Here is a 22,745-nt window from a genome sequence, read left to right as displayed (position 1 = left end):
TTTTGTCGCCGATCCGTCCCCTTGCCTGACTCACCCATGCCTGTATCCGTCCGGGACGCCATCGTTTCGTCTTCCCACCTCGCCTCGTCCGCTCCTGAGCTGTCCGAGGTCGAATTCGGCCTGATCATCGCGTCGCATGCGTTCAATCGCTGGATGGTGCGTTGCATGGCCTGCGCGGGACTGCCCGAACTCACGTCGCTGGACATCCTGGTGCTCAACCACGTGTTCCATCGGGGCCGGGGCAAGAAACTGGCGGACATCTGCTTCACCCTGAATGTCGAAGACACCCATCTGGTGAACTACTCGCTCAAGAAGCTGGAGCGTCTGGGCGTCGTTCAAAGCGCCAAGACCGGCAAGGAAGTGATCTACACCACGACCGACGCCGGCGCGGCCGCGATCCAGCGCTACGCCGAAGTGCGCGAGCAGTGCCTCGTCAAGCCGTTCATCGACTCCCCCGCCGCAGACGACGCCAGCCATCAGTTGGCCAACACCCTGCGCGCCCTCTCGGGCCTGTACGACCAGGCTGCCCGCGCCGCCACCTCGCTGTGAGAATCCACGTTGTCTAGCACCACCGCTTCTTCTTCCGCTCCGCTGCTGTCCGTGCGCGGCGTCTCGGTCGACTTCAATACCGACACCGGCGGCTTTCGCGCCGTCGACAACCTGGATTTCGACGTGCGGCCCGGCCGCACGCTGGCGATCGTGGGCGAGTCCGGTTCGGGCAAGTCCGTCACGTCGATGGCGATCATGCGCCTGACCGACTACAACGGCGGACGCATTTCCACCGGCCAGATCCTGTTCCGTGACGGCGACGATCGCGAGGTCGATCTGACCCAGGCCAGCGACGAACAGATGCGGGCGATTCGCGGCAACGACATCGCGATGATCTTCCAGGAGCCGATGACGTCGCTGAACCCGGTGTTCACGATCGGCGACCAGATCGTCGAAGCCATCATGCTGCACCAGCAGCTGTCACGCTCCGCGGCGCGCCAGTCCGCACGCAAGTTGCTGGAAAAGGTGCGCCTGCCCGACGCCGAACAACTGCTGGACCGTTATCCGCACCAGTTGTCCGGCGGCATGCGCCAGCGCGTGATGATTGCGATGGCGCTGTCGTGCCAGCCGCGTCTGTTGATCGCCGACGAGCCGACGACGGCGCTGGACGTCACCATCCAGGCGCAGATCCTGAACACCATCCGCGAGTTGCAACGCGACCTGGGCACGGCCGTCATCTTCATCACCCACGACATGGGCGTGGTGGCCGAGATGGCCGACGATGTGGTCGTGATGCTGCGCGGCAAGAAGGTCGAGCAAGGCACCGTTCAAGACATCTTCAACGCGCCCAAGCATCCGTACACGCGCGCGCTGCTGGCCGCCGTGCCGCGTCTGGGCAGCCTGACTGGCCGCGACCTGCCGCTGCGCACGCCGCAGACCGTGCTGGAAGGCGACACGCTGCGCGAGGTGGGCGAGACCCGCGAGCAGGACACGGCCAGCTACGACGAACCCGTGCTGCGCGTGGACAAGCTGACCACGCGTTTTGACGTGGGCCACAACCTGTTCGGCCGCGTGACGCACCGCGTGCATGCGGTGGAGCAGGTCAGTTTTGACGTCTACCCCGGCGAGACCCTGGCGCTGGTGGGCGAATCCGGCAGCGGCAAGTCCACCATCGGCAAGACCTTGCAGCAGCTGGTGGCGCCGACGTCCGGTGCGGTTCGCTACAACGGGCAGGATATTTTTTCGATGGACAGCGCGGGCCGGCAGCGCCTGCGCCAGGAGATCCAGTACATCTTCCAGGATCCGTATGCGTCGCTGGATCCGCGCAAGACCGTGGCCTTCAGCATCGCCGAACCGATTCGCACGCATGGCCTGCTGACCGGCGAAGACGCCATTGCCCGCCGCGTGGGCGAGCTGCTGGAACAGGTGGGTCTGAAGCCCGAACACGCCACGCGCTATCCCCATGAATTCTCGGGCGGCCAGCGCCAGCGGGTGTGCATCGCGCGCGCATTGGCCAGCAATCCCAAATTGATCATTGCGGACGAATCGGTGTCGGCGCTGGACGTGTCGATCCAGGCGCAGATCCTGAACCTGTTGATGGATCTGCAAAAGGATCGCGGGCTGTCGTATCTGTTCATCACGCACGACATGGCGGTCGTGGAAAAGGTCAGCCACCGGGTCGCGGTGCTGTACCTGGGCCAGATCGTCGAGCTGGGCACGCGCCGCCAGATCTTTGAATCGCCGCAACATGCCTACACGCGCAAGCTGCTGGCTGCGGTCCCGGTGGCCGAGCCCGGCCGCCACATCGACACGTCCCTGATCGAAGGCGAGATCCCCAGCCCGGTGCGCCGGGTTGGCGATGAGCCTGCCATCGTTCCCCTCTTCGAGTTCGCGCCCGGCCATCAGGTCGCCCGCGCCGCCTGAACCTCTTTCATCCGTCGGTCCGACCCGATTTCTCGTCCCTGGAGGCGACCATGCAATTCCTTCGCACCACCCTCTCCGCCACCGCGCTGACCCTGGCCCTCGCCGCCGCGCTGCCCGTTTCGACGGCGCAGGCCGCCGGCACGCTGAACGTGGCCATCAACCAGGATCCGGGCAGCTGGGATCCGATCGACACCTTCGTGACGTTCTGGGGATCGGTCGGCAGCAATCTGTACGACGGCCTGACCATGCGCGGCGCAGACCTCAAGCTGCAGCCGGGCCTTGCCACCAGCTGGGAATACCTGGACGACAACAAGCGTCTGCGCTTCAAGCTGCGTGAAGGCGTCAAGTTCCACAACGGCGAGCCCTTCAACGCCGAAGCCGTCAAGTTCACCTTCGAGCGCCTGCTGGGCGCGGAAGGCGCCAAGGGCCCGCAGAAGTCGAACTACGACTCGATCGGCGAGGTCAAGGTGGTGGACGAGTACACAGTCGACTTCATCCTGAAGCAGCCGGATCCGGTGCTGCTGACCAAGCTGGCAGGCTACGGCGCGATGATCGTGCCGCCCAAGTACATCACCGAGAAAGGCGAAGACAACTTCAACACGCATCCGGTCGGCACGGGCCCGTTCAAGTTCGACAGCTACCAGCCCAAGGTCAACGTGACGCTGGCGCGTAACGATGACTACTGGGGCGGCAAGCCGAAGCTGGACAAGGTGGTGTACCGCTTCATCGGCGAACCCGGCACGCAGGTCGCCGAGCTGCAGGCCGGCCGCATCGACATCGCCACGCTGATCCCGCTGGGCCTGATCGAAACGGTGAAGAAGTCGGGCAATGCCGACGTGATTTCCACCGGCGGTCCGGTGGCCTTCGCGCTGCGCTACAACACCAAGAACGGCATCACGCAGCACCGCGACGTGCGCCGTGCGCTGATCATGGCGGTCGATCGCGACGCCATCGTCAAGCAGCTGCTGCTGGGCCAGGCCAAGACGATCGCCAGCTTCCAGGGCCCGCAGTCGTTTGGCTTCAACCCCGAGCAAAAGCCCCTGCCCTTCAATCCCGCCGAAGCCAAGAAGCTGCTGGCCGCCGCCGGCGTGAAGCCGGGCGCCACGGTGCAGATCGACGTGCGCGGCAGCGATTCGAACTTCCGCGAAGTCGCGCAGGCCGTGTCGGGCTACCTGCAGGGCGTGGGCGTGCGCGCCACCATCAAGCCGTATGAAACCGGCGTGCTGCTCAACGACATCATCCCCGGCGGCAAGACCGGCGAAATGTGGCAGAACCAATGGGGCGGCTGGACGTACGACTACGACAACACCGCGTACCTGATGTACCACTCGGGCCAGAAGTGGAATCCGTACGACAACGACCCAAAGCTGAACGCCATGCTGGAAGCGCAGCGCACGGTCTATGACGTGAAGAAGCGCGAAGGCATGCTGCAGGAGATCGCCGCCTACGTGGCCGATCAGGCGCTGGAATTGCCGCTGTACAGCCTGAACACGATCGTGGGCGTGAACAAGCGCGTGAAGAACCTGGAAGTCCCGGGCGACATCCGCTTCCGTTTCGTCGAAACCGCCGTTGAGTAAGTCCCCGAATAGTAAGTCCCCCCCGAGCGCTTCGCGCTTCCCCCAGGGGCATGCCTGCGGACCGGCAGAGCCCGGATCCGCGGCATCCCGCTTGGGGTGTGCCTCGTTGAAGCAGCGACGATGGTTGTTGCAGTCTTAACATTACTGACCCGCACCGGTGCAAGCCAGTGCGGCGCCTTATGACCGGATTTCTCATCAAACGCGTGTTGCAGGCCGTCTTCGTGATCGTGGCCGTGACGCTGCTTGTTTCTTATGCCGTGCGCCTGACCGGCGACCCTGCTCTGATGCTGAGCCAGGGGTCAGGCAGCGTGACCGAACAGGACCTGGCCAACATCCGGCAGGCGCTCGGGTTGAACCGGCCGTTCCACGAACAATATCTGTCGTATATGCAGGGGCTGCTGCATGGCGATTTCGGGCGCAGCTTCATGGGCGGCACGCCGGTCGCCAAGCTGATCGGCGATGCGCTGCCCGCGACGCTGATGCTGGCGTTCACGTCGCTCCTCGTGTCCATCCTGATTTCGCTGCCGCTGGGCATCCAGGCGGCGATCAAGCGCGGCAAGGCGACCGACCAGGCCATCCGCATCTTGTCGCTGGTGGGCCTGTCCTTCCCCAATTTCTGGCTGGCGCTGATGCTGGTGCTGCTGCTGTCGATTACTTTCCCGCTGCTGCCGCCGTCCGGCTGGAGCGGGCCGGCCAGCCTGGTGCTGCCGTCGCTGACCATGGCGATCATTCTCAGCGCCACCAATATCCGGCTGGTGCGCACGACGATGCTGGAGACGCTGTCGGCGCAATACATCATGGTGGCGCGCAGCAAGGGCCTGAAAGAACGCATCGTGCTGTACAAGCATGCGCTGCGCAATTGCGCCATTCCGCTGATCACGTATCTGGGCCTGCAATTCGGCGGCCTGATCGGCGGCATCGTCGTGATCGAGATGGTCTTCAACTGGCCCGGGCTGGGCACGCTGGCCTTCGACGCCATTTCCGGCCGCGACTATCCCGTGCTGCAAGGCACCGTCACGGTGCTGGCCACCGTCATCGTCCTGGTCAACCTGATCGTCGACATCGCCTACGGCTTTGTCGATCCCCGTATTCGCACGCGCTGAGCATCATGCAGACAACCACTTCCCCCGCCGCCCCCAAGGCCATGAAGCCGCGCAGCCGCTACCGCTCGCTGGAATTCGTGCTGGGCGCGCTTCTGACCGGCGTCATGGTCCTGCTGGTGCTGGCATCCGGCTGGCTGTTTCCGGACGGCGGCGAATCGATGGACCTGGCCGCCCGCCTGATGGCGCCCTTCTCGTCGGCCGCGCATCCCTTCGGCACCGATCCGCTGGGCCGCGATGTGCTGGCCCGCGTGATCGTCGGCGGCAAGATTTCGCTGCTGGTGGGCTTTGCCTCGGTGCTGGGCGGCGCGCTGCTGGGCATCGTGATGGGTCTCATCGCCGGGTACTACCGCGGCTTCTGGGACATGATCGTGATGCGCTTTGCCGACGTGCAGCTGGCGCTGCCCTTCATCCTGGTGGCGATCACGTTCATCGCCATCCTGGGCGGCGGGCTGTTCAACGTCATCTTCTTCATGATCGTGTCGCAATGGGTGCAGTACGCTCGCCTGGTGCGGGCGCAGGTGCTGGCGTTGCGCGAGCGCGAGTTCGTGCTGGCCGCGCGCGCCTTCGGGGTGCGCGACCTGGCGATGATCCGCCACCACATCGTGCCCAACCTGCTGGGTCCGCTGGTGATCCTGATGACGCTGAACGTGGCCAACAACATCCTGCTGGAAAGCAGCCTGACCTTTCTGGGCCTGGGCGTGGATCCCATGATCCCGAGCTGGGGCGGTATGCTTGCCGACGGCCGCACGTACATGCAGACGGCCTGGTGGGTCAGCGTGTTTCCCGGGCTGGCCATCATGCTGACGGTGCTGGGCCTGAACCTGCTGGGCGACTGGCTGCGCGACCGCCTGGACCCGACCGGCAAGGTCTGAAGAATCGATCCGCGCCACGGGCCGGAAGGAATGTTGAGTATGTCGTTGCTGGACAAGAGTTTCGATCGCACGCTGGACGCCTGGACACACGCCTACATGGCGCCGGCATGGCGTGGCGCTGTCGTGGAAGGCTGGGTGTTCGAAGGCGTGGACGCCCGGCGCGCCGCGCAGGCCAAGCTTGAGCAGGCGGGCGTGACGGCGCGCTTTCGCAGCGCGTACAAACCGCTCGTGCACTATTTCCTTGAAGAGGTGGAGCGCGAGGGCCTGGTCTCGGCCGAGATCCGCTATCCGCTGCACGAACACGCGCAGGCCAAGCGCTTCACGCTGGAGGCCTATCCGCTCGTGGCGTTGCTGAAAGACGTGCGCGTGACGATGCTGCCCGGCGCCGACGACCTGCACTACGACGTGCACCTGTCGTATGCCGACGGCCGCACGCTCGACACCCGCGTGTTCGCGCCGAACCAGCTTGGGCATGCGCCGGACGGCACGCCGGAGCTGTCGCCTACCGGCTGGCTGCGTGTGCAGGATGCCAGCGGCGCCGTGCAGGCCGATGCCGCGCAGGCCACCGAGTACCAGTTGCTCTTTCGCAGCATCCTGGACACGGTTCGCAACCACACGTGGGGTGCGCACGAGCCGTATTTCGACCGGCTGGAAATCCGCGTGGATCTGCCCGGCATCGACTTCGCCCTGCCGGTGGACGAGGAAATCGTCAGCACGTTCGAAGCGCTGCACGAGGACATCTACTTCTCGCTGCTGGAGCACTTCCAGCAGCATTCCGGCCGCCCCTCCGGCGACCGCGGCCTGCAACCCGGCCAGATCATTCCCGACATCCGCCGCCACGACGGCGCGCCGCGCGTGCAGATCTCGGTGGAGCCCTTCGCCCCGGTCGCTCCCGTGACGCCGGCCGCGCTTCCCGGTCCGCTGGCGCAAGCCCGAGAGCCGCTGTCGGCCGCGCAGATCGCCGGCTGCATGGCGGCCTTTGGCGGCGACACCTTCCAAGCCGTGTCACGTCAAGGCCGACCCGTGTTGGGCACCTATGTGCGCGGGTCGGGCCCGGCCGTCTTCATTTCCGGCGCGCAGCATGCCAACGAAACCTCTGGTGTCGTGGGCGCCTTGCGTGCGGCCGAGGCGTTGGCCGCACGCGGCGACGCGCATTTCGCATTGATCGCCTCCGAGAACCCGGACGGCTATGCGCTCTTTAACCGGCTGCGCGAGCACCACCCGCGCCACATGCTGCACGCTTCGCGCTACAGCGCGCTGGGCGACGACATCGCCTACCGCGAACGCGCGCCGTTTTTCGAACGGGACGGCCGTCACCAGGCGCATGCGATCAGCGGCGCGCAGCTGCATATCAACCTGCATGGCTATCCCGCGCACGAATGGACGCGTCCGCTGTCGGGTTACCTGCCGCGCCACTTCGAGCTGTGGACCATTCCCAAGGGATTCTTCCTGGTCCTGCGCCATCATCCGGGATGGGCCGACCGCGCTCAACGGTTGATCGAAGGCGTCACCGCGCGGCTGGCGCGCAACGTGCCGGGACTGGTGGAGTTCAACGCGCGGCAGTTGGAACTCTTTCATGCCCATGCGCTCGAAAAGGGTTTTGACGTGCTTAACGGCATCCCCGTGCAGGTCACGGAGACCGACCGCGAGGAACTACCCATGGCGCTGATTTCGGAGTTTCCGGATGAAACGGTCTACGGAGACCGATTCGTTTTCGCGCATACTGTGCAGATGGAAACCGTCCTGGCAGCCACGGACCTGTATCGCGCCGGGCTTTAGCGGCTTACCGGTGTCTGACACCCAAGCAACAAGAAAATGAAAATCCGAGAACGCAACCACGGCGACGATCTGGCCCTGGTGGACATCTGGCTCCGTTCGGTGCGCGCCACCCACACTTTTCTGACTGAAAAGGAAATCCAGGCCATGTACCCGCAGGTGCTGAACACGTACCTGCCGTCCGTCAGGGTCTGGGTCTGTGAGGACGATGCCGGCGAAGTGGCCGGCTTCATGGGTCTGATCGGCAACAAGGTCGAGATGCTGTTCGTGGATGCCAACAAGCGAGGCAAAGGCGCTGGCCGCCGCCTGCTGAATTTTGCGCGATCGCTGCACGGCACGCTGCTGGTGGACGTGAACGAGCAGAATCCGCAGGCGCATGGCTTCTACAAGCACTACGGATTTCAGGACGTGGGCCGCTCGGCCTACGACGACTCGGGCCGTCCCTTTCCCATCATCCACATGAAGCTTGCCGGCTGAAGCATCCGCTTCAGTTGCCGTGCGCCTCGTGCCGCGCGCGCCATGCCTTCAGCGCTTCGCGGTAGCGGTCCATCGCTTCGTCGTAAAGGTCATAGACGCAGGGAATGCACCCGCTGTTGCAGCATTCGTCAGGCGCGGGACGCTCCGGCGGAACAGGCGGCGGGTCGTCGTTGGATGTTGCGGCGGGGCTCGACTTGCCGCCAGTCGGTTTCTTCGTGCTCATCGCGTCATGTTAGCGCCGCGCACCCAGCTCGGGCACGTCGCGCGCCCTCACACGCCTTCCCGCTTGCGCCAGTCCGCGCGGCGGATTTCGTAGCAGACCTTGGGCTCCGGCGCGTCGCCGGTCATGCCGACATAACGCAGCCCGGTCTTTTCCATGACGCGTTGCGACGCCAGGTTTGAACGCAGCGCCACGGCGCCCAGCACGTCGACGGGCAACAGCCGAAACCCCAGCCCGATCAGCGCACGCGAAATCTCCGGCGCGAAACCCTTGCCCCAGCAGTCGGGATGCAAGGCATAGGCCAGTTCAACGCTGGCCCGCTCCGGCGCAGTGGACACCTTCAACCCCGCGCGGCCCGCGGGCCGACCGGTGTCGCGGTCTTGCAGCACATACATGCCATAGCCATGCTCGGTCCAGTGGACGATGTTCTGCGCCACATAGCGCCGGCTGGCCGCCGCGTCGCGCGTGCCTCCCATGGACTGCATCAGGTCGGCATTGGCGTGCATTTCGATCATGAACGGCAAATGCGCCTGGGACATCCGGCTGGCGGACAGGCACAGGGTCTGGAAATCGTCGGGAAACTCGGCGGACGGCATGGGAGTCGGAGGCGATGGCGGACGAAGTTCGGGGACGGGCTGGCCGTCCGGATGACGGACCCGCCGATCATACCGGCCGGCGCGGTCTTGCACACTTGCGCCTAACCCTCACCCGCGCTGCAGCCCTACGAGACTCCAAAGAAAAACCGCAGCGTGCTCGCAGAGGCCGGCCAAGGCCGCAGCGGATTCGCCGCGGCCCGCCGCTGCGCCATCGGCGCCCCGCTTATTGCTCGGGATACGCACGCATGGCGGCGGGCTGTTCCGCCACCAGCGCGTCCAGGATACGCTTGCCCACCCGGCCGTCCTGCGGCAGGTTCAGGCGCGCCTGCTCTGCCCGCACGGCATCGCGCGTCTTGCCGCCCGGGATGCCGTCGGCCACCCCGATGTCATGGCCGCGGCCATAAAGCTGCTTCTGCAGTTCCTTGATCTGCGCGCGCGACAGGCCGGGATCGTCGGTCGGCCATGCGGTCACCAGCGCCGGGCCGCCTTGCAGGCGGTTCAGCAGCAGCGACACGGCCAAGCCATAGCGGCGCGACTGGTTGTAGTGCAGGATGGCGTCGAAATTGACCGTGGCCAGGAACACCGGTCCGCGCGCGCCGGTCGGCGCAAACAGGTACGCCTGCTGGTCGTTGCCCGAAGGCAGCTTCAACACCGAGCCGTCTCCTTGCTTGACGCCGGCCTGCGCCCATTGGGCGATCGTGCGGCGGTCCTTGGATCCCACGTACTCGGCGTCGGGCTCGGGCGGGATCGCGGCGGCCAGCTCGGCCGGCACGCGCACTTCCACGACGGCGGGCAACCCATGCGTCCATTGGGCGCGGCGCTTGCGCAGATGGTTTGCCGTGGAGGCCAGCGCGTCGGGCAGCGAGTTGTAGAGGTCGATGCGGTCGTCGCCATCGCCGTCGGCAGCCAGTTCGTAGAACGAAGTCGGAATGAATTGGGTCATGCCGAACGCGCCGCTCCAGGATCCGACGAACTTGTCGGCGGGCACGGTGCCGTCGCGCAAGAGGCGCACGGACGCGTACGCGTTCTTTTCCCAAAGCGGCTTGTTCTCGGTGCAGGCGCGCGTCAGCCAGGCATTGAGGACATCGGTCTTGCCGACCTGGCGGCCGTAGTTGGTTTCGATGCCGAAGATGGCGACCAGCGTCGCGGGGTCAACCTGGTATTGCTGGCTGATGGCGCCAAGCTCCTTGCCGTATTTGGAGAGCACGGCCTTGCCGTCCTGCACGCGCTCGTCGTCGACCGTCTTGGCGATGTAGTCCCACCAGCTTTCGCGGCCCTCGGGCTGACCCTTGGCCGACGCGACGGTCGTGGGCAGCAGCGTGGCGTTGGCCGTGTACTTGTCCCAGTCGGCGACGGTCAGGCCGTTGGCCGTGGCGCCCTTGCGCAGCTTGTCGATGCAGGCCTTGGTGTCGAGCTCGGTCGGGACGATGACGGTCGGCGCGGCGGCAGCGGCGGCGGGCGCGGCAGACGCAGCAGGTGCAGCCGGAGCAGCGGCAGCAGCAGGCGCGGCAGACGGAGCCGGCGCGGCGGCGGGGGCCACAGAAGCGGCGGGTGCCGCAGCGGGCGCGGCATGCGCGGCCGGCGCCGGCGTATCGTCGAAGCTGCGTTTGGGTTTGAGCACGGGCTGTTGCTGTTCCGGCGCGGGCGTCTGGACGCGCGATCCGGTGGCCGATCCGGGCGACTGCGCCTGCGCGGCGCTGGCGGCAGCGGCGGTCAGTGCCGCGGCCAGCAGCACGCGGGAAAGGCTGTCGATTCGAGGACGGGAGAAACTCTGGCGCATGGCTTTCCTGAAAAATCGAAGTCAGCCGGGATCGTACCGCGACCAGCCGCCGAAATCGAACGCGCCCCCCCCTGCTAGGCCGCCGCGCCGTGCTGGAATCCCGCCGGTGGCGCGCGCAGCACGCGCCGGCAAAGCCAAATCGCAATCAGGCTGAAAATCGCAAAGCCGCCCATCTGCCCCAGCATCACGCCCTCGGGCCCGCCCAGGTGCGCGCCCAGCCACACGAAGGGTATGGTGCCCACCGTGGCGCGCAGCCAGCCGATAGCGGTGGAATACGTGGCGTATCCCAGGTTGTTGAACACCGAGATCGCGACGAAGAACAGGCTGTTCAGCGCCCACGCAAAGCTGCCGACATGGCAGAAGAAGACGATCAGGTCGCGCCCGGGCCCCGTGACCCTGAAGACATCCGGCATCCACGGCGCCAGCACTGCCAGCACGACGGCCGCCGAGAACCCGTACAGCAACGCCCAGCGCGTCGTAAGCGCCACGGTGGCCTTCACGCGGTCCCAGTGGCCGGCCCCCAGGTTCTGCCCGAGGATCGGGCCGATGGCGCCGGGCAGCACGAAGAACAGCGAATAGGCCAGTTGCAGCAGCCGGTCGACCACCGTGGCGCCCGCCAGCACGCTGGGACCGAAGCTGGAATAGGTAGAGACGGTAAAGATGACCGCCGCCGGCGTGGCCAGGGTGGTCAGCGCCGCAGGCAAGGCAATGTTGCCGATGGCGCCCAGGTGCTCGCGTAGTTCCCGCGCGAGCGGCCAGGTCACCAGCCGGTGCTTGCAAAACACCAGCCAGGCGCCCAGCACCACGGTGGCGACTCGCCCCACCCCGCCGGCCCAGGCAATGCCCTCCATGCCGCCGTCCAGCACGAAGATGACGATGGGGTCGAGCACGGCGACCGTGCCGGTGCCGGACAGCAGCACCCACATCGACTGCCGCCCCTGGCCGGCCGCGCGCAGCAGATTCGACAGCATCATTCCGATACCCATGACCACCGCGAACGGCGTGGTGATGAGGACATACGACAGCAAATGGTCGCGCACGTCTTCGGCCAGGCCAATGGCGGCGGTGAACGGGCCGATCGCCGCCAGAAACACCGCGCCCGCCGCCACCGCGGCGGCGGCCATCAGGATCAGCGACGCGCCCGCAAGCGTGCGCGCCCGGCCGGCGTCCTGGGCGCCAAGCGCACGCGAGACCAGCGCCGCGCCGCCCACCGTGACGCCGATGCAGACGGACGTGATGGTGAATTGCGTCATGGACCCGAAACCCACCGCGCCCAATACGGCTTCGTCCTCAAGCGTGCCCAGGTAAAGCAGCGACAGGAACTCCACGGCGAAGACGGCCAGCATGCTGGCCCAGCCGGTCAGGATCATCTCGAGCACGTGCCCGCCGAGCGGGCCGGTCACGAAGCGGGCGTGGGATGCGGGTGCGTTCAAGGCATGTCTGCCATTGCGCGACGAGGCGTGAGCGGCATTACTGGCGTGGGGCCATTGCGCGGCGTTGTTTGCGTGCCGTTATTGCGCAGCCTGCGGCGCGTCGCGCAATTGCGCCAGGCGCTGCACCGCCAGTTCATAACCCTGGGCCGCGGCGGCCTCGTACCAGCGCAGCGCTTCCTTCATGTCGAAGTGCTCCATGACGAGGCCCTGCATGTATTGGGCGCCCGGCTCGCCGCGGTGCGCGGCGGCCAGCATCGCCCGTTCGGCCATGCCGTCCTGGCGCGGCGATTCGCCATAGATGTGGGCGTTGCCGCCCTCGATGGTGCCGCCCAGCTCGCGCAGCGACGGCGGGGTCTGTATGAACAGCTGGCGCCAGAACATCGCGACCAGCACCACGAATAGCGCAAAAAAGAAGGTCCAGGTGAAAAGCCGTTTGGCGGTCATGTTTTTCTCGGTCTCGGTGAAGGCAGGCTCGCGCCCGCGGAATTCAGGGATGATTGGTGGCGGGCGCAAACCAGTATTGGAACAAATCGCCGCGATTGGTGTACCAGGGCAGCAGCATTCCGATGCTGTCGGACTCGCGTTGCACCGTCAGCAGCAGCCCGCCTGCGTCCTTGCGCAGAACGGCAACATGACGCCGCACACCCATGGATTCATGCTGGCGCCAATCATGCCGCACGCTGATCCATAGCCGGCCCTGCGTGCAACCGGCAGCGCGCCAGATCGTGTTGCCGGGGCGCATGGGCTCGCCGCCCGAGGCCATGGAGCTGGCGCCGTCGTCGTGGACGGCAAGTAGCGCGGCCTCGTGCGCACCTTGCCCATCACGCGTCTCGATCTGCCAACCGCGCGCATCAGCCACGAACGAAACGGTCGAGCGGGGTGACGGCTTCCACGCCGGAAGCGGCGCATCGCGCATGCCCGGCAGGCCCAAGGGGTAAAGCAAAAATCCACGCAGGTCTTCGAGCAGGACAGCGTCGGCATCGCCCGCGCGGCGTTCGCCCTGGGCGCGATAAGTGCCGGTCAGGTCGGGACATTGCGCCGGATCCGACGGCAACAGGACTTGCGTGTTGTCTTTGAAGGACGGCCACCTCACGGCGACCTCGTCCACGCGCGACGCGGTGCAGCCGGCCAGCGCCGCGGCCAGCAAGGTGATCGTTGCGAGGACGCCGGCACGTTTGGCGTCAGGCCAGCCTTCACGCTGGGTGACGCATTGCGCGGCACACCAGCCGCCCCGCTCCTTCAAAGTCAATGCCGCTCTCCCGTTGCAAGCCGAAGCCCATGCAGGCGTCGAACTATATCCCGAATCCCGCACCGCGTTGCCAAGCGCCCGGCACGGGAGAATAATCGGCAAATCGCTTCCGCTCCCCTGCGCCATGACACCGTTCCGAGGCAAACTTCGCATCCGGCACCTGGAGATCGTGCTGACCGTCTCCGAATTGGGCAACCTGTCCAAGGCGGCGGCGCAGTTGCACAGCACGCAATCGGGCCTGTCCCGCGCGATCGCCGAGATCGAGGAGCTGGTGGGTGCGCGGCTGTTCGAGCGCACGGCAAAGGGCACGACCTGCACGCCGCTGGGCGACGCCATGTGCCGCCACGCGCGGCAGTTGCTGACCGGTTTTCGCAAGGCCGAGGTCGACCTGGCTGCGGTCTCGCGCGGTGAAGAAGGCAGCCTGACCGTGGGCTGCTTTTCCATGTTTGCGGGCTGGCCGGTGGCGCAGGCCGCGCGCGACTACCGCGAGGCGCATCCGCGCATCACGCTCACCATCGAGATCGGCACGCACGAACGGCTGATCGAGGACCTGGACGCCGGCGCGCTGGACGTGTTGATCAGCCGTTTCTCGTCCACCGTGAATCCGGAGATCTACCGGTCGACCACCCTGCTGGAGGATCCCGTGGTGCTGGCCTGCGCCCCGCATCATCCGCTGACGCGCCTGCCGCAGGCCACGCTGGCCGATTATGTGGCCTATCCGTGGATCACCGCCCTGCCCGGCAGCCGCATCCGCGGCGAGCTGGAATTGTCCCTGCGCCAGGCCGGTCTGGCGATTCCGGATATGATCGGCGTCCTGTCGCTGGAATTCGGCCGCGAATTACTCGTGGACGGACACTACCTGTGGATGCTGCCCGGCAGCGTTGCAGCCGTCCGGCAGGCGCGCGGCGAACTCGCCGTGCTGCCGGCCCGTCCCGCCCTGCGCAGGTCGCCCCTTGCCGCCATCTGGCGCCGCGACCGCCCCAGCACCCGTCAGGCGCGCGCCTTCGCCGCCCAGCTCGAACGCACCATCCAGGCCGATGGCATCGCGCTGGCCGCATGAACCGCGCGCCGCATCCCGAACACGCACCTCATTCATACCGGAGCACCCATGTACGACTGGCTCAACGCATTGCCCAAGGCGGAATTGCACCTGCATCTGGAGGGCACGCTCGAACCCGAGCTGCTCTTCAAGCTGGCGCAGCGCAACGGCGTGGCGCTGCCCTGGCCCGATATCGACGCCCTGCGCGGCGCCTACAACTACAACAACCTGCAGGAATTCCTGGACCTGTACTACATGGGCGCGGACGTCCTGCGCACCGAGCAGGACTTCTACGACCTGACGTGGGCCTACCTGCTCAAATGCCACGAGCAGAACGTGGTGCACACCGAACCCTTCTTCGATCCGCAGACCCACACCGACCGCGGCGTGCCGTTTGAAACCGTGCTGAACGGCATCAGCCAGGCGCTGGCTGACGGCCGCAAGCAACTGGGCGTGACCAGCGGGCTGATCCTCAGCTTTCTGCGCCACCTGCCCGAAGAACAGGCCATGCGTACGTTGGAGCAGGCATTGCCGTATCGCGACGCCTTCATCGCCGTGGGCCTGGACAGCAGCGAACAAGGCTTTCCGCCCCGCCTCTTCCAGCGGGTGTTCGACCGTGCGCGCGCCGAAGGCCTGCCGGCCGTGGCGCATGCGGGCGAAGAGGGTCCGCCCGAATACATCTGGGAGGCGCTGGACCTGCTGAAGGTGCTGCGTATCGACCACGGCGTGCGTGCCGCCGAAGACCCGAAGTTGATCGCGCGCCTGATCGACGAGCAGATTCCGCTGACCGTCTGTCCGCTGTCCAACACCCGGCTGCGCGTGTTTGATCACATGCGCGAGCACAACATCCTGTCGCTGCTGGATGCCGGGGTGAAGGTCACGGTCAACTCCGACGATCCCGCCTACTTCGGCGGCTATGTCACCGAAAATTTCCACGCGCTCCACGAACACCTGGGCATGACGCGCGAGCAGGCGCAGGCGCTGGCGGACAACAGCCTGGACGCACGCATCGCCAGATAGCGGAAGGTTCCGATGGCGGGATCCGGGTCGCCACGGTCCGGACAGCCCCCATCCAGCCATGCGAGTTGCGCATGGCTATGTTCAAAACCGGAATGCCCGGCGCGGCACTTTCCTCCCTACCATTAGTCCGGCAGCAGCACAGATTGCCGCCGCTGGACGATGAACAACGATACAAGGGGCAGGAATATGAGTGAACGCGTGAAGGCGGCGCTGCGCACTGGCACGCTGGTTGGCGTGCGCGACGGCGGCGTGTGCCGCTATGGCGCCATTCCGTATGCGCAGGCGCCCGTGGGCGAACTGCGCTTTGCACCGCCGCAACCGGCGGACATTCGCGGCGAATTCGACGCTACGGGTACCGGCCCCGTCCCGCCGCAGTTGCCCTCGCGCCTGCGCGGCGCCATGGGCGATTTTGACGCCGAACAATCCGAAGACTGCCTGCACCTGACGATCTGGACGCCGGCGGCGGACGGCAAGCGCCGCCCCGTCGTCGTGTGGCTGCACGGCGGCGCCTGGCAAAGCGGCGGCGGCGCGCTCGACTGGTACGACGGCGCCCGCCTGGCCGAACGCGGCGACGTAGTGGTCGTGGCCGTCAGCTACCGGCTGGCCGCGCTGGGCTGGCTGTACGTGCCCGGGCAAACGGCCAACGTCGGCTTGCTGGATCAGGAACTGGCGATCGACTGGGTGCTGGACCACATCCAGGATCTGGGCGGCGATCCGGCGCGCATCACAGTCATGGGCCAATCGGCAGGCGCCTCGTCGATCTGCGCCATGCTGGCGCGCCAGCCGCGCTTCTCCCGCGCCATCCTGCAAAGCGCCGCGCTGGGCCGCGGCTTTCGCAGCGCCCAGCAGGCCGACGCGCTGGGTCAGGTCTTTCTGCGCGCGGCCGGCGCCGACTCGCTTTCGGTGGCGCGCGGGCTGCCGGTGTCCGCGTTGCTGGCGGCGCAGCAGGCGCCCGAGGTCGTGCAGGCCCTGCGGGCCGAAGGCAGCAGCCGCAGCCTGTTCTCGCCGGTGCTGGACGGCCAGGTGCTGCCGAAAGAGATCGCCCCGGCGCTCTTGACCGCCGCGGGCCGCGCGGACGTACTGGTCTGCTACACGCGCGACGAAATGGCCGCGTTCCCGGACCACGGCACCGACGCCGCCAGCCAGGAGATGGGCGACGCCGTGTTCGGCGCGCCCTCCCGGCTTTGGGCCCGGCAGGCCGTGGCCCAAGGCCGCAACGCCTGGCTGGCGCGCTTTGACGTCGCGCCGACGGACCGCTTCGGCGCCTGTCACTGCATTGAATTGCCGTTCGTGTTCGACACGCTGCAGGCATTTGCCGATGCCCCGATGTTGGCAGGACTACCTGCCGCGCAGGGCGAGCAACTGGCGCGCCAGACGCAGACCGCATGGCTGGCGTTCATCCGCGGCGATGCGCCGGATTGGCCGCAAGCGCCACACATGCAGATCCTGGCCTGAGCCCGCTACGCCACACGACAGGCGCCGGCCTTGCCGCCGCGCCCCGCATACCAACAACACAAGGGGAATTCCATGTTCAAGCAAACCTTCCTCGCGCTCGCGCTTGCCCTGCCGCTTGCCGCCACCGCCGCCTATCCCGACAAGCCGGTCAAGATCATCGTGTCCAATCCGCCCGGCGGTCCGGTCGACGTCATGCTGCGCGTCCTCGCCAGCAAACTCGGCGCGGCCTGGGGCCAGCCCGTGGTCGTGGAAAACAAGCCGGGCGCCTCGGGCATCATCAGCACCGGCGCACTGGTCAAGTCGGCGCCAGACGGCTACACGCTCGGCATGGTCGTCGCGTCGTCGGTGACCATCGTGCCGTTTGCGGTGGACAGCCTGCCGTTCGACACGCAAAAGGACTTGCAGCCCATCTCGCTGGTGGCGCGCACGCCGTTCATCTTCATCGTGCCCAAGGACAGTCCCCTCAAGACCTGGGAAGACTTCGTGCGCGAAAGCAAGACGCGAAACTTGAGCGTGGGCTCGTTCTCGATCGGCACCGCGTTTCACCTGGTCTGGGAACAGACGGCGCGGCGCGCCGGCATCAAGGCGCTGTACGTGCCGTCATCCTCGTCGGGCAAAACGCAGAATGACCTGATCGGCGGGCAGCTCGACGTGGGCCTGGACGCGCCGTCCAGCTCGAAAGGCCTGATCGACAGCGGACGGCTGCGGGCGCTGGCAATCACCAGTCCGCAACGCTTTGGCGGCCTGCCCGACACGCCCACGTTGAAGGAGTCGGGACTGGACTACGCACCGCAGCCGTGGATCGGCCTGATGGGACCGGCCGGCATCCCCAAGGACCGCGTCGCGCAGATCCAGAAGGCGGTGACCGACATCCTGAAAGACCCTGCGATGAAAGCGCAGATGGAAACGCTGGGCATGATTCCGATCGGCAGTTCGCCCGAGGAACTGGCAGCCACCATCGAGGCCGATCGCGCCGAAATGGGACCGCTGATCAAGGAACTGGGCATCAAGCTGCAGTAGCGCCGGCGCGCGGTAAATTCCGCGCAACGTAAGCACTGGAAACAGGGCCCCTTGCGCTGGGGCGCTCGGGTAAGATCCTTGTCAATAACAAGTTAACTACCCCGAGGAGGAGAGCATGCCGCAACGCAATTCCCTGTTCCGTCTGGCGCCCTTGGCGCTGGCCGCCCACCTGATCTTTTCCGGCCCGGCGGCCGCGCAAGGCGCGCCCGGCACGCAAGGCACGGTGCAACCCGCCGCCAACCCCGCGCTGGCCGCGCAGATTGACGAACGCGCCAAGGCCATCGAAGACAAGCTAATCGCGTGGCGCCGCGACATTCATCAGCATCCGGAGCTCGGCAACCAGGAACACCGCACGTCCAAACTGGTCGCCGATCATCTGCGCGCGCTGGGCATGGACGTGAAGACCGGCGTTGCGGGCACCGGCGTGGTCGCGGTCCTCAAGGGCGGCAAGCCGGGGCCCGTGGTGGCGCTGCGCGCGGACATGGACGCCCTGCCCGTCAAAGAACAGGTAGACGTGCCGTTCGCGTCCAAGGCCAAGGGCACGTACCTCGGCAAGGAAGTCGACGTCATGCACGCGTGCGGCCACGATGCGCACACGGCGATCCTGATGGCGGCCGCCGAAGTGCTGGCCGGCATGAAGGACGAGCTGCCCGGCACGGTCAAGTTCATCTTCCAGCCCGCCGAGGAAAGCCCCGCGGACTTCGAGCCCGACGGCAAGAAGGTCTGGGGCGCGAAGATGATGGTGCAGGAAGGCGTGCTGGACAATCCCAAGGTCGACGCGATCTTCGGTCTGCACGTGTCCAGCGCTTACCCGGCCGGCTGGCTGGCATGGCGCGCAGGTCCCGCAATGGCCGCTGCCGACCAGTTCTGGATCGACGTGACCGGCAAGCAGACGCACGGCGCGCGCCCGTGGTCCGGGATCGACCCCATCGTGGTCAGCTCGCAGATCATCCTGGGTTTGCAGACCATTCCCAGCCGACAGATCAATAGCATGCTGGAACCGGCGGTGATCACGGTGGGCGCCATCCACGGCGGCAACCGCATGAACATCGTGCCCGACAGCGTTGCGATGACCGGCACCATCCGGACATACGACGAAGGCATGAAGACGGACATCCATCAACGCATCGCGCGCACCGCGGACATGATCGCGCAAAGCGCGGGCGCCAAGGCGGACGTGCGAGTCGTCGAGCTTTACAACGCCACCGTCAATCCGCCGGCGCTGGCCGAGCAGATGGGTCCCACGCTGCGGCGCGTGGCGGGCGAAGGCAACTATGGCTTGCAACCCAAGTCGACGGCGTCCGAGGACTTTTCGTTCTATCAGGAGAAGGTGCCCGGCATGTTCTTCTACCTGGGCGTAACGCCCAAGGGAACGGATGTCGACAAGGCCGCACCGAACCATTCGCCGCGCTTTCACGTTGACGAGTCGGGGCTCATCAACGGCGTGCGCGCGCTGTCGAACCTGACGGTCGACTACATGGCGAGCGCGCACAAGGGCAGTTGATCGTTCTTACCCGGATCGCCGATGCACGCGCCGCGTCCATCGCGGAACGTGCATCGGCAACGGTGGCGACAGGCTTCACGCCTGCTATCGCTTCGGCTACCAGGACGGCATAAGCAAACGGCTACAAATTCTTTGTCAGCCGCCGCCCCGCTTCTTACAGTGTGCGCCTTTGCCGCCATGCGGCCGCACGACAGAAGCTTTCGCCATGCCGATCTCCCGACGCAAATTCCTGCTTGCCACCACGCTGGCGCTGCCGCTGGCTCGGCCTCGACTGGCGCGGGCGTCAGACTGGCCCGCGCGTCCCATCCGTCTTGTCGTCACGTTTCCGCCCGGTGGCGCGAGCGACATCGCCGCGCGCATCATTGCGCCCGTGCTGGCCGAACGGCTGGGTCAGTCCATCGTCATCGAAAACAAGCCGGGCGCGGGCTCGACCATCGGCGCAAACCTTGTCGCACAGTCGCCCGCCGACGGCTACACGTTGCTGATGTCGAACTCGGCGCCCCTGTCGATCTCGCCGGCGCTGATGCCGCAAGGCGGGTACGACGCGCTGGCAAGCTTCTGCCATGTCGCCTACCTGGGCGCAGTGCCCACGGTGTTTGTCGTGCACCCGTCCGTGCCGGTGTCCAGCCTTGCCGAGCTGACCGCCTGGATCAAGGCGCAGGACCAGCCGGTGCAATACGGCAGCGGCGGGCTGGCGTCCGTGGGGCAGATCGTGGGCGAGCTGTATTCGCGGCAGACGGGCGCGCCGCTGCAGCACATCCCGTACAAGGGCTCCGGCGCCATGCGCAACGATCTGCTGGGCGGACAGATCCGCGTGGCGGTGGATGCCCTGCCGCAGAACCTGCCCTTCCTGCGCTCAGGGCAACTGCGTCTGTTGGCCGTCACCACGCAGGACCGCGTGCCGCAGGCGCCCAGCATCGCTTCGGTGGGCGAACTGGGCTATCCGGGCCTGGTCGCGGAAAACTTCATCGGGCTCTCCGCCCCCGCGGGCCTGCCAGACGCGGTGGCCGTGCGGCTGCACGCGGAGGTCGGATCCGTGCTGGACAATCCGGACATTCGGGCCAAGCTCGAGGGCCAGGGCTTCGTGCTGGCGCAGAAGACGCCGGCGGAGTTCACCGATTTCGTGCGTCGGCAGGCCGATAGCTGGGGGCCGGTGGTGCGCGCGACGGGAGCCAGCCTGTGAGCGCCCGCCGTCTGCTCGTGCTGTTCGGCTTTCCCGGCCGGGGCGGCTTCAACGAGGCGGCATTGCAGGGCGCCGAGCGCGCGGCGCGTGCGGGCCATGCGCTGCACGAGGAATGGATCGCGGCCACTGACCCGGCCGCGCGTGCCGAGCGCCTTGCGCAGTTGTGCAACGGCAACCCGGATCTGGTGATCGTGCACGGCGGCCAGGGCGACGTGCCCGTGGCCGAGGTGGCGCCGCATTTTCCGCGTACGCAGTTCGCGATCACACAAGGCAGTCATACGGCGGCCAACGTCGCGAGCTATGAGATTCTGCAGGAGCATTCCGCGTTTCTTGCCGGGATTCTGGCCGGCTTGCGGGCGGAGGGAGATGGCGCGGGCGGCCTGGTCGCGGATGGCCGCCCCGCGGGTGGCCGCCCCGCGGATGGCCGCCCCGCACACCTCTCCGGCGAGCGCGTCCGGCCCGGAGTGAAGGGCCGCGCCGCCTTTGCCGACGGCGTGCGCCGCGTGACGGGCCGGGATCCGCTTACGGGTTTTTGCGGCAATCAGCACGACCCCGACCTGGGTGAGGCCTGGACACGTGCGCTCGCCGCACAACGCGCCCGCGTGCTGTTCGCGATGATGGATGGCGGCCGCGACGGCGTCACGCGCGCCTGCCGCGAGGCCGGCATCTGGCAGATCGGCAACGTGCTGGATTGGGTGGCCCGCGATCCGGAGGTCTATCTGGCATCGGCGCTCGCGGACTCCGGCCTGTGCGTGGAGCGCGCGGCCGCGGACCACGCCGCGGGCGCGCTGGCCGTGGGACGCATCACGCGTTTCGGCCTGGAGGCTGCGGCCTCGTTGCGGCTGGTGCTGGGCGCAGACGTCACCGCCTACGAGCGGCGCGAGCTGGACGCGTGGTCTGGGCGCCTGGCGTCCGGCGAGATCGAGATTGCCAGCCACTACGACGGCGAGGAATTCGCGCTGTCGTAGATGCCCTCGCAGCGACACCGCGCCGGCAACATGTGGCGCGTTGCGGGCGACGTGACCCACGGCCCTGCGCACACGTCTCGCGAGCCTTGCGGGCATCCCGCATTGACGCGTCGCGATGCCCTGGCTACAGTGGCCGGCAGTCTTGCGGCAAGGCTTTTGCGCCGCATTTTCGAACCGCCCGCGGTCCCGCCGTTGGCCCAACACTCCGGATACCCATGAACAGCTTCCGCGTCGGCATCGCCGGCTTCGGCGCCATCGGCCAGGCCGTGGCGCAATCCCTGGATGCGGGCCTGCCCGGCCTGACGCTCGCCGCCGTCGCGGTGCGCGATCCCAACGCCCCGCCCGCCTTCGACTGGAAGAACGGCGCGCCCACGTTCACCACCATCGGCGGGCTCGCCGAACACTGCGATGTGGTGGTGGAATGCGCGCCCGCTGCCGTGTTCCGCGACATCGCCGAACCCGTGCTGCGTGCCGGCAAGAAGATGGTGGTGCTCAGTTCGGGCGCGTTGCTGCGCCACGAAGACCTGATCGGCATCGCGGGCCAGCATGGTGGCCAGGTCATCGTGCCGTCGGGCGCCATTCTTGGGCTGGACGCCATCACCGCCGCCGCGGAAGGCGTGATCCACTCGGTCACGATGATCACCCGCAAACCGGTGCGCGGCCTGCTCGGCGCGCCCTACCTTACCGAAAACAACATCGACATCGAAGGCATCACCGAACCTCGCCTGATCTTCCGCGGCTCGCCGCGCGAGGCCGCCGTGGGCTTTCCGGCCAACCTCAACGTGGCCGTCAGCGTGTCGCTGGCGGGCATCGGCCCGGACCGCACCACGCTGGAAATCTGGGCGGATCCCTCACTCGAACGCAACGTGCATCGCGTCGAGGTCGTGTCGGGTTCCGCCTCGTTCTCGGTGGAAATCCAGAACATTCCCTCCGCCAATCCCAAGACCGGCCGCATCACCGCGCAAAGCGTGATTGCCGCGCTGCGCAAGCTGACCGGACCGCTGCGCGTGGGGACCTGATTTTCGGCAAGACGTGCAAAAGGCCGCTGCGTGCGGTCTTTT

At 66.9% G+C, this 22,745-nt stretch carries 21 protein-coding genes; 15 read left to right on the top strand and 6 right to left on the bottom strand.

The window, feature by feature from the left end; genetic code table 11:
• Window positions 1-36 precede the first annotated feature (36 nt).
• The 7 genes from AC6CIE_RS02345 (at window position 37) to AC6CIE_RS02315 (ending at window position 8,217) form a co-directional block, all read left to right on the top strand.
• A complete protein-coding gene (locus AC6CIE_RS02345; RefSeq protein WP_054415947.1) occupies window positions 37-549 on the top strand; it encodes a winged helix DNA-binding protein in 513 nt (170 codons plus the stop codon).
• A gap of 9 nt (window positions 550-558) precedes the next feature.
• Window positions 559-2,412 carry an ABC transporter ATP-binding protein gene (locus AC6CIE_RS02340; RefSeq protein ID WP_341767684.1) on the top strand — a complete coding sequence of 618 codons (1,854 nt, stop codon included), beginning with the start codon at window positions 559-561 and terminating at the stop codon, window positions 2,410-2,412.
• Window positions 2,413-2,462: 50 nt separating this feature from the next.
• A complete protein-coding gene (locus AC6CIE_RS02335) occupies window positions 2,463-3,989 on the top strand; it encodes an ABC transporter substrate-binding protein (RefSeq protein ID WP_175183896.1) in 1,527 nt (508 codons plus the stop codon).
• Between the two features lie 179 nt (window positions 3,990-4,168).
• Window positions 4,169-5,092: an ABC transporter permease gene (locus AC6CIE_RS02330; protein WP_498090983.1), complete on the top strand. Its 924-nt coding sequence runs from the start codon at window positions 4,169-4,171 to the stop codon at window positions 5,090-5,092.
• Between the two features lie 5 nt (window positions 5,093-5,097).
• Complete coding sequence (locus AC6CIE_RS02325; protein ID WP_175123556.1) at window positions 5,098-5,964, top strand: ABC transporter permease; 867 nt, start codon at window positions 5,098-5,100, stop codon at window positions 5,962-5,964.
• A gap of 39 nt (window positions 5,965-6,003) precedes the next feature.
• Window positions 6,004-7,743, top strand: a complete 1,740-nt coding sequence (locus AC6CIE_RS02320) for a M14 family metallopeptidase (RefSeq protein ID WP_498090981.1) — start codon at window positions 6,004-6,006, stop codon at window positions 7,741-7,743.
• Between the two features lie 36 nt (window positions 7,744-7,779).
• A complete protein-coding gene (locus AC6CIE_RS02315) occupies window positions 7,780-8,217 on the top strand; it encodes an acetyltransferase (protein ID WP_498090979.1) in 438 nt (145 codons plus the stop codon).
• Window positions 8,218-8,227: 10 nt separating this feature from the next.
• Here AC6CIE_RS02315 and AC6CIE_RS02310 read toward each other — a convergent pair whose 3' ends face one another.
• The 6 genes from AC6CIE_RS02310 to AC6CIE_RS02285 form a co-directional block, all read right to left on the bottom strand.
• Window positions 8,228-8,440 carry an oxidoreductase-like domain-containing protein gene (locus tag AC6CIE_RS02310; RefSeq protein WP_175123559.1) on the bottom strand — a complete coding sequence of 71 codons (213 nt, stop codon included), beginning with the start codon at window positions 8,438-8,440 and terminating at the stop codon, window positions 8,228-8,230.
• 47 nt (window positions 8,441-8,487) lie between these two features.
• Window positions 8,488-9,033, bottom strand: a complete 546-nt coding sequence (locus tag AC6CIE_RS02305; RefSeq protein ID WP_498090978.1) for a GNAT family N-acetyltransferase — start codon at window positions 9,031-9,033, stop codon at window positions 8,488-8,490.
• A 223-nt stretch (window positions 9,034-9,256) separates the two neighbouring features.
• Entirely contained in the window at window positions 9,257-10,813 is a 1,557-nt protein-coding gene (locus AC6CIE_RS02300) for a lytic murein transglycosylase (protein ID WP_498090977.1), read from the bottom strand.
• Between the two features lie 74 nt (window positions 10,814-10,887).
• Entirely contained in the window at window positions 10,888-12,246 is a 1,359-nt protein-coding gene (locus tag AC6CIE_RS02295; RefSeq protein ID WP_498090976.1) for an MATE family efflux transporter, read from the bottom strand.
• A gap of 78 nt (window positions 12,247-12,324) precedes the next feature.
• The gene (locus tag AC6CIE_RS02290; protein ID WP_498090975.1) at window positions 12,325-12,690 is read right to left on the bottom strand and encodes a sel1 repeat family protein; all 366 of its coding nucleotides are present in this window, start codon (window positions 12,688-12,690) and stop codon (window positions 12,325-12,327) included.
• Window positions 12,691-12,733: 43 nt separating this feature from the next.
• A complete protein-coding gene (locus AC6CIE_RS02285) occupies window positions 12,734-13,495 on the bottom strand; it encodes a hypothetical protein (protein WP_498090974.1) in 762 nt (253 codons plus the stop codon).
• A gap of 124 nt (window positions 13,496-13,619) precedes the next feature.
• Here AC6CIE_RS02285 and AC6CIE_RS02280 point away from each other — a divergent pair, with 124 nt between their 5' ends.
• The 8 genes from AC6CIE_RS02280 to AC6CIE_RS02245 all read left to right on the top strand — a co-directional run bounded on the left by AC6CIE_RS02280 (window position 13,620) and on the right by AC6CIE_RS02245 (window position 22,703).
• Complete coding sequence (locus AC6CIE_RS02280) at window positions 13,620-14,555, top strand: LysR family transcriptional regulator (RefSeq protein ID WP_286900140.1); 936 nt, start codon at window positions 13,620-13,622, stop codon at window positions 14,553-14,555.
• A gap of 48 nt (window positions 14,556-14,603) precedes the next feature.
• Window positions 14,604-15,554 (top strand): adenosine deaminase, encoded by a 951-nt coding sequence (locus tag AC6CIE_RS02275; RefSeq protein WP_498090972.1) that lies wholly within the window; start codon window positions 14,604-14,606, stop codon window positions 15,552-15,554.
• Between the two features lie 186 nt (window positions 15,555-15,740).
• Window positions 15,741-17,009 (top strand): carboxylesterase/lipase family protein, encoded by a 1,269-nt coding sequence (locus AC6CIE_RS02270; RefSeq protein ID WP_239216480.1) that lies wholly within the window; start codon window positions 15,741-15,743, stop codon window positions 17,007-17,009.
• A 72-nt stretch (window positions 17,010-17,081) separates the two neighbouring features.
• The gene (locus AC6CIE_RS02265; RefSeq protein ID WP_175123567.1) at window positions 17,082-18,029 is read left to right on the top strand and encodes a Bug family tripartite tricarboxylate transporter substrate binding protein; all 948 of its coding nucleotides are present in this window, start codon (window positions 17,082-17,084) and stop codon (window positions 18,027-18,029) included.
• Window positions 18,030-18,144: 115 nt separating this feature from the next.
• Entirely contained in the window at window positions 18,145-19,533 is a 1,389-nt protein-coding gene (locus AC6CIE_RS02260) for an amidohydrolase (RefSeq protein ID WP_498090970.1), read from the top strand.
• Window positions 19,534-19,738: 205 nt separating this feature from the next.
• Window positions 19,739-20,716, top strand: a complete 978-nt coding sequence (locus tag AC6CIE_RS02255; RefSeq protein WP_498090968.1) for a Bug family tripartite tricarboxylate transporter substrate binding protein — start codon at window positions 19,739-19,741, stop codon at window positions 20,714-20,716.
• The gene (locus tag AC6CIE_RS02250; RefSeq protein ID WP_498090966.1) at window positions 20,713-21,684 is read left to right on the top strand and encodes a BMP family ABC transporter substrate-binding protein; all 972 of its coding nucleotides are present in this window, start codon (window positions 20,713-20,715) and stop codon (window positions 21,682-21,684) included. Before AC6CIE_RS02255 ends, AC6CIE_RS02250 begins: the two co-directional genes overlap by 4 nt.
• A gap of 215 nt (window positions 21,685-21,899) precedes the next feature.
• Window positions 21,900-22,703 carry an aspartate dehydrogenase gene (locus tag AC6CIE_RS02245; RefSeq protein WP_498090965.1) on the top strand — a complete coding sequence of 268 codons (804 nt, stop codon included), beginning with the start codon at window positions 21,900-21,902 and terminating at the stop codon, window positions 22,701-22,703.
• Window positions 22,704-22,745: the final 42 nt, after the last annotated feature.

The organism is Achromobacter sp. GQ309, from assembly GCF_059759315.1.
The sequence above is the reverse complement of the archived record's forward strand: the minus strand, read 5'-3'. Positions and strand labels throughout refer to the sequence as shown.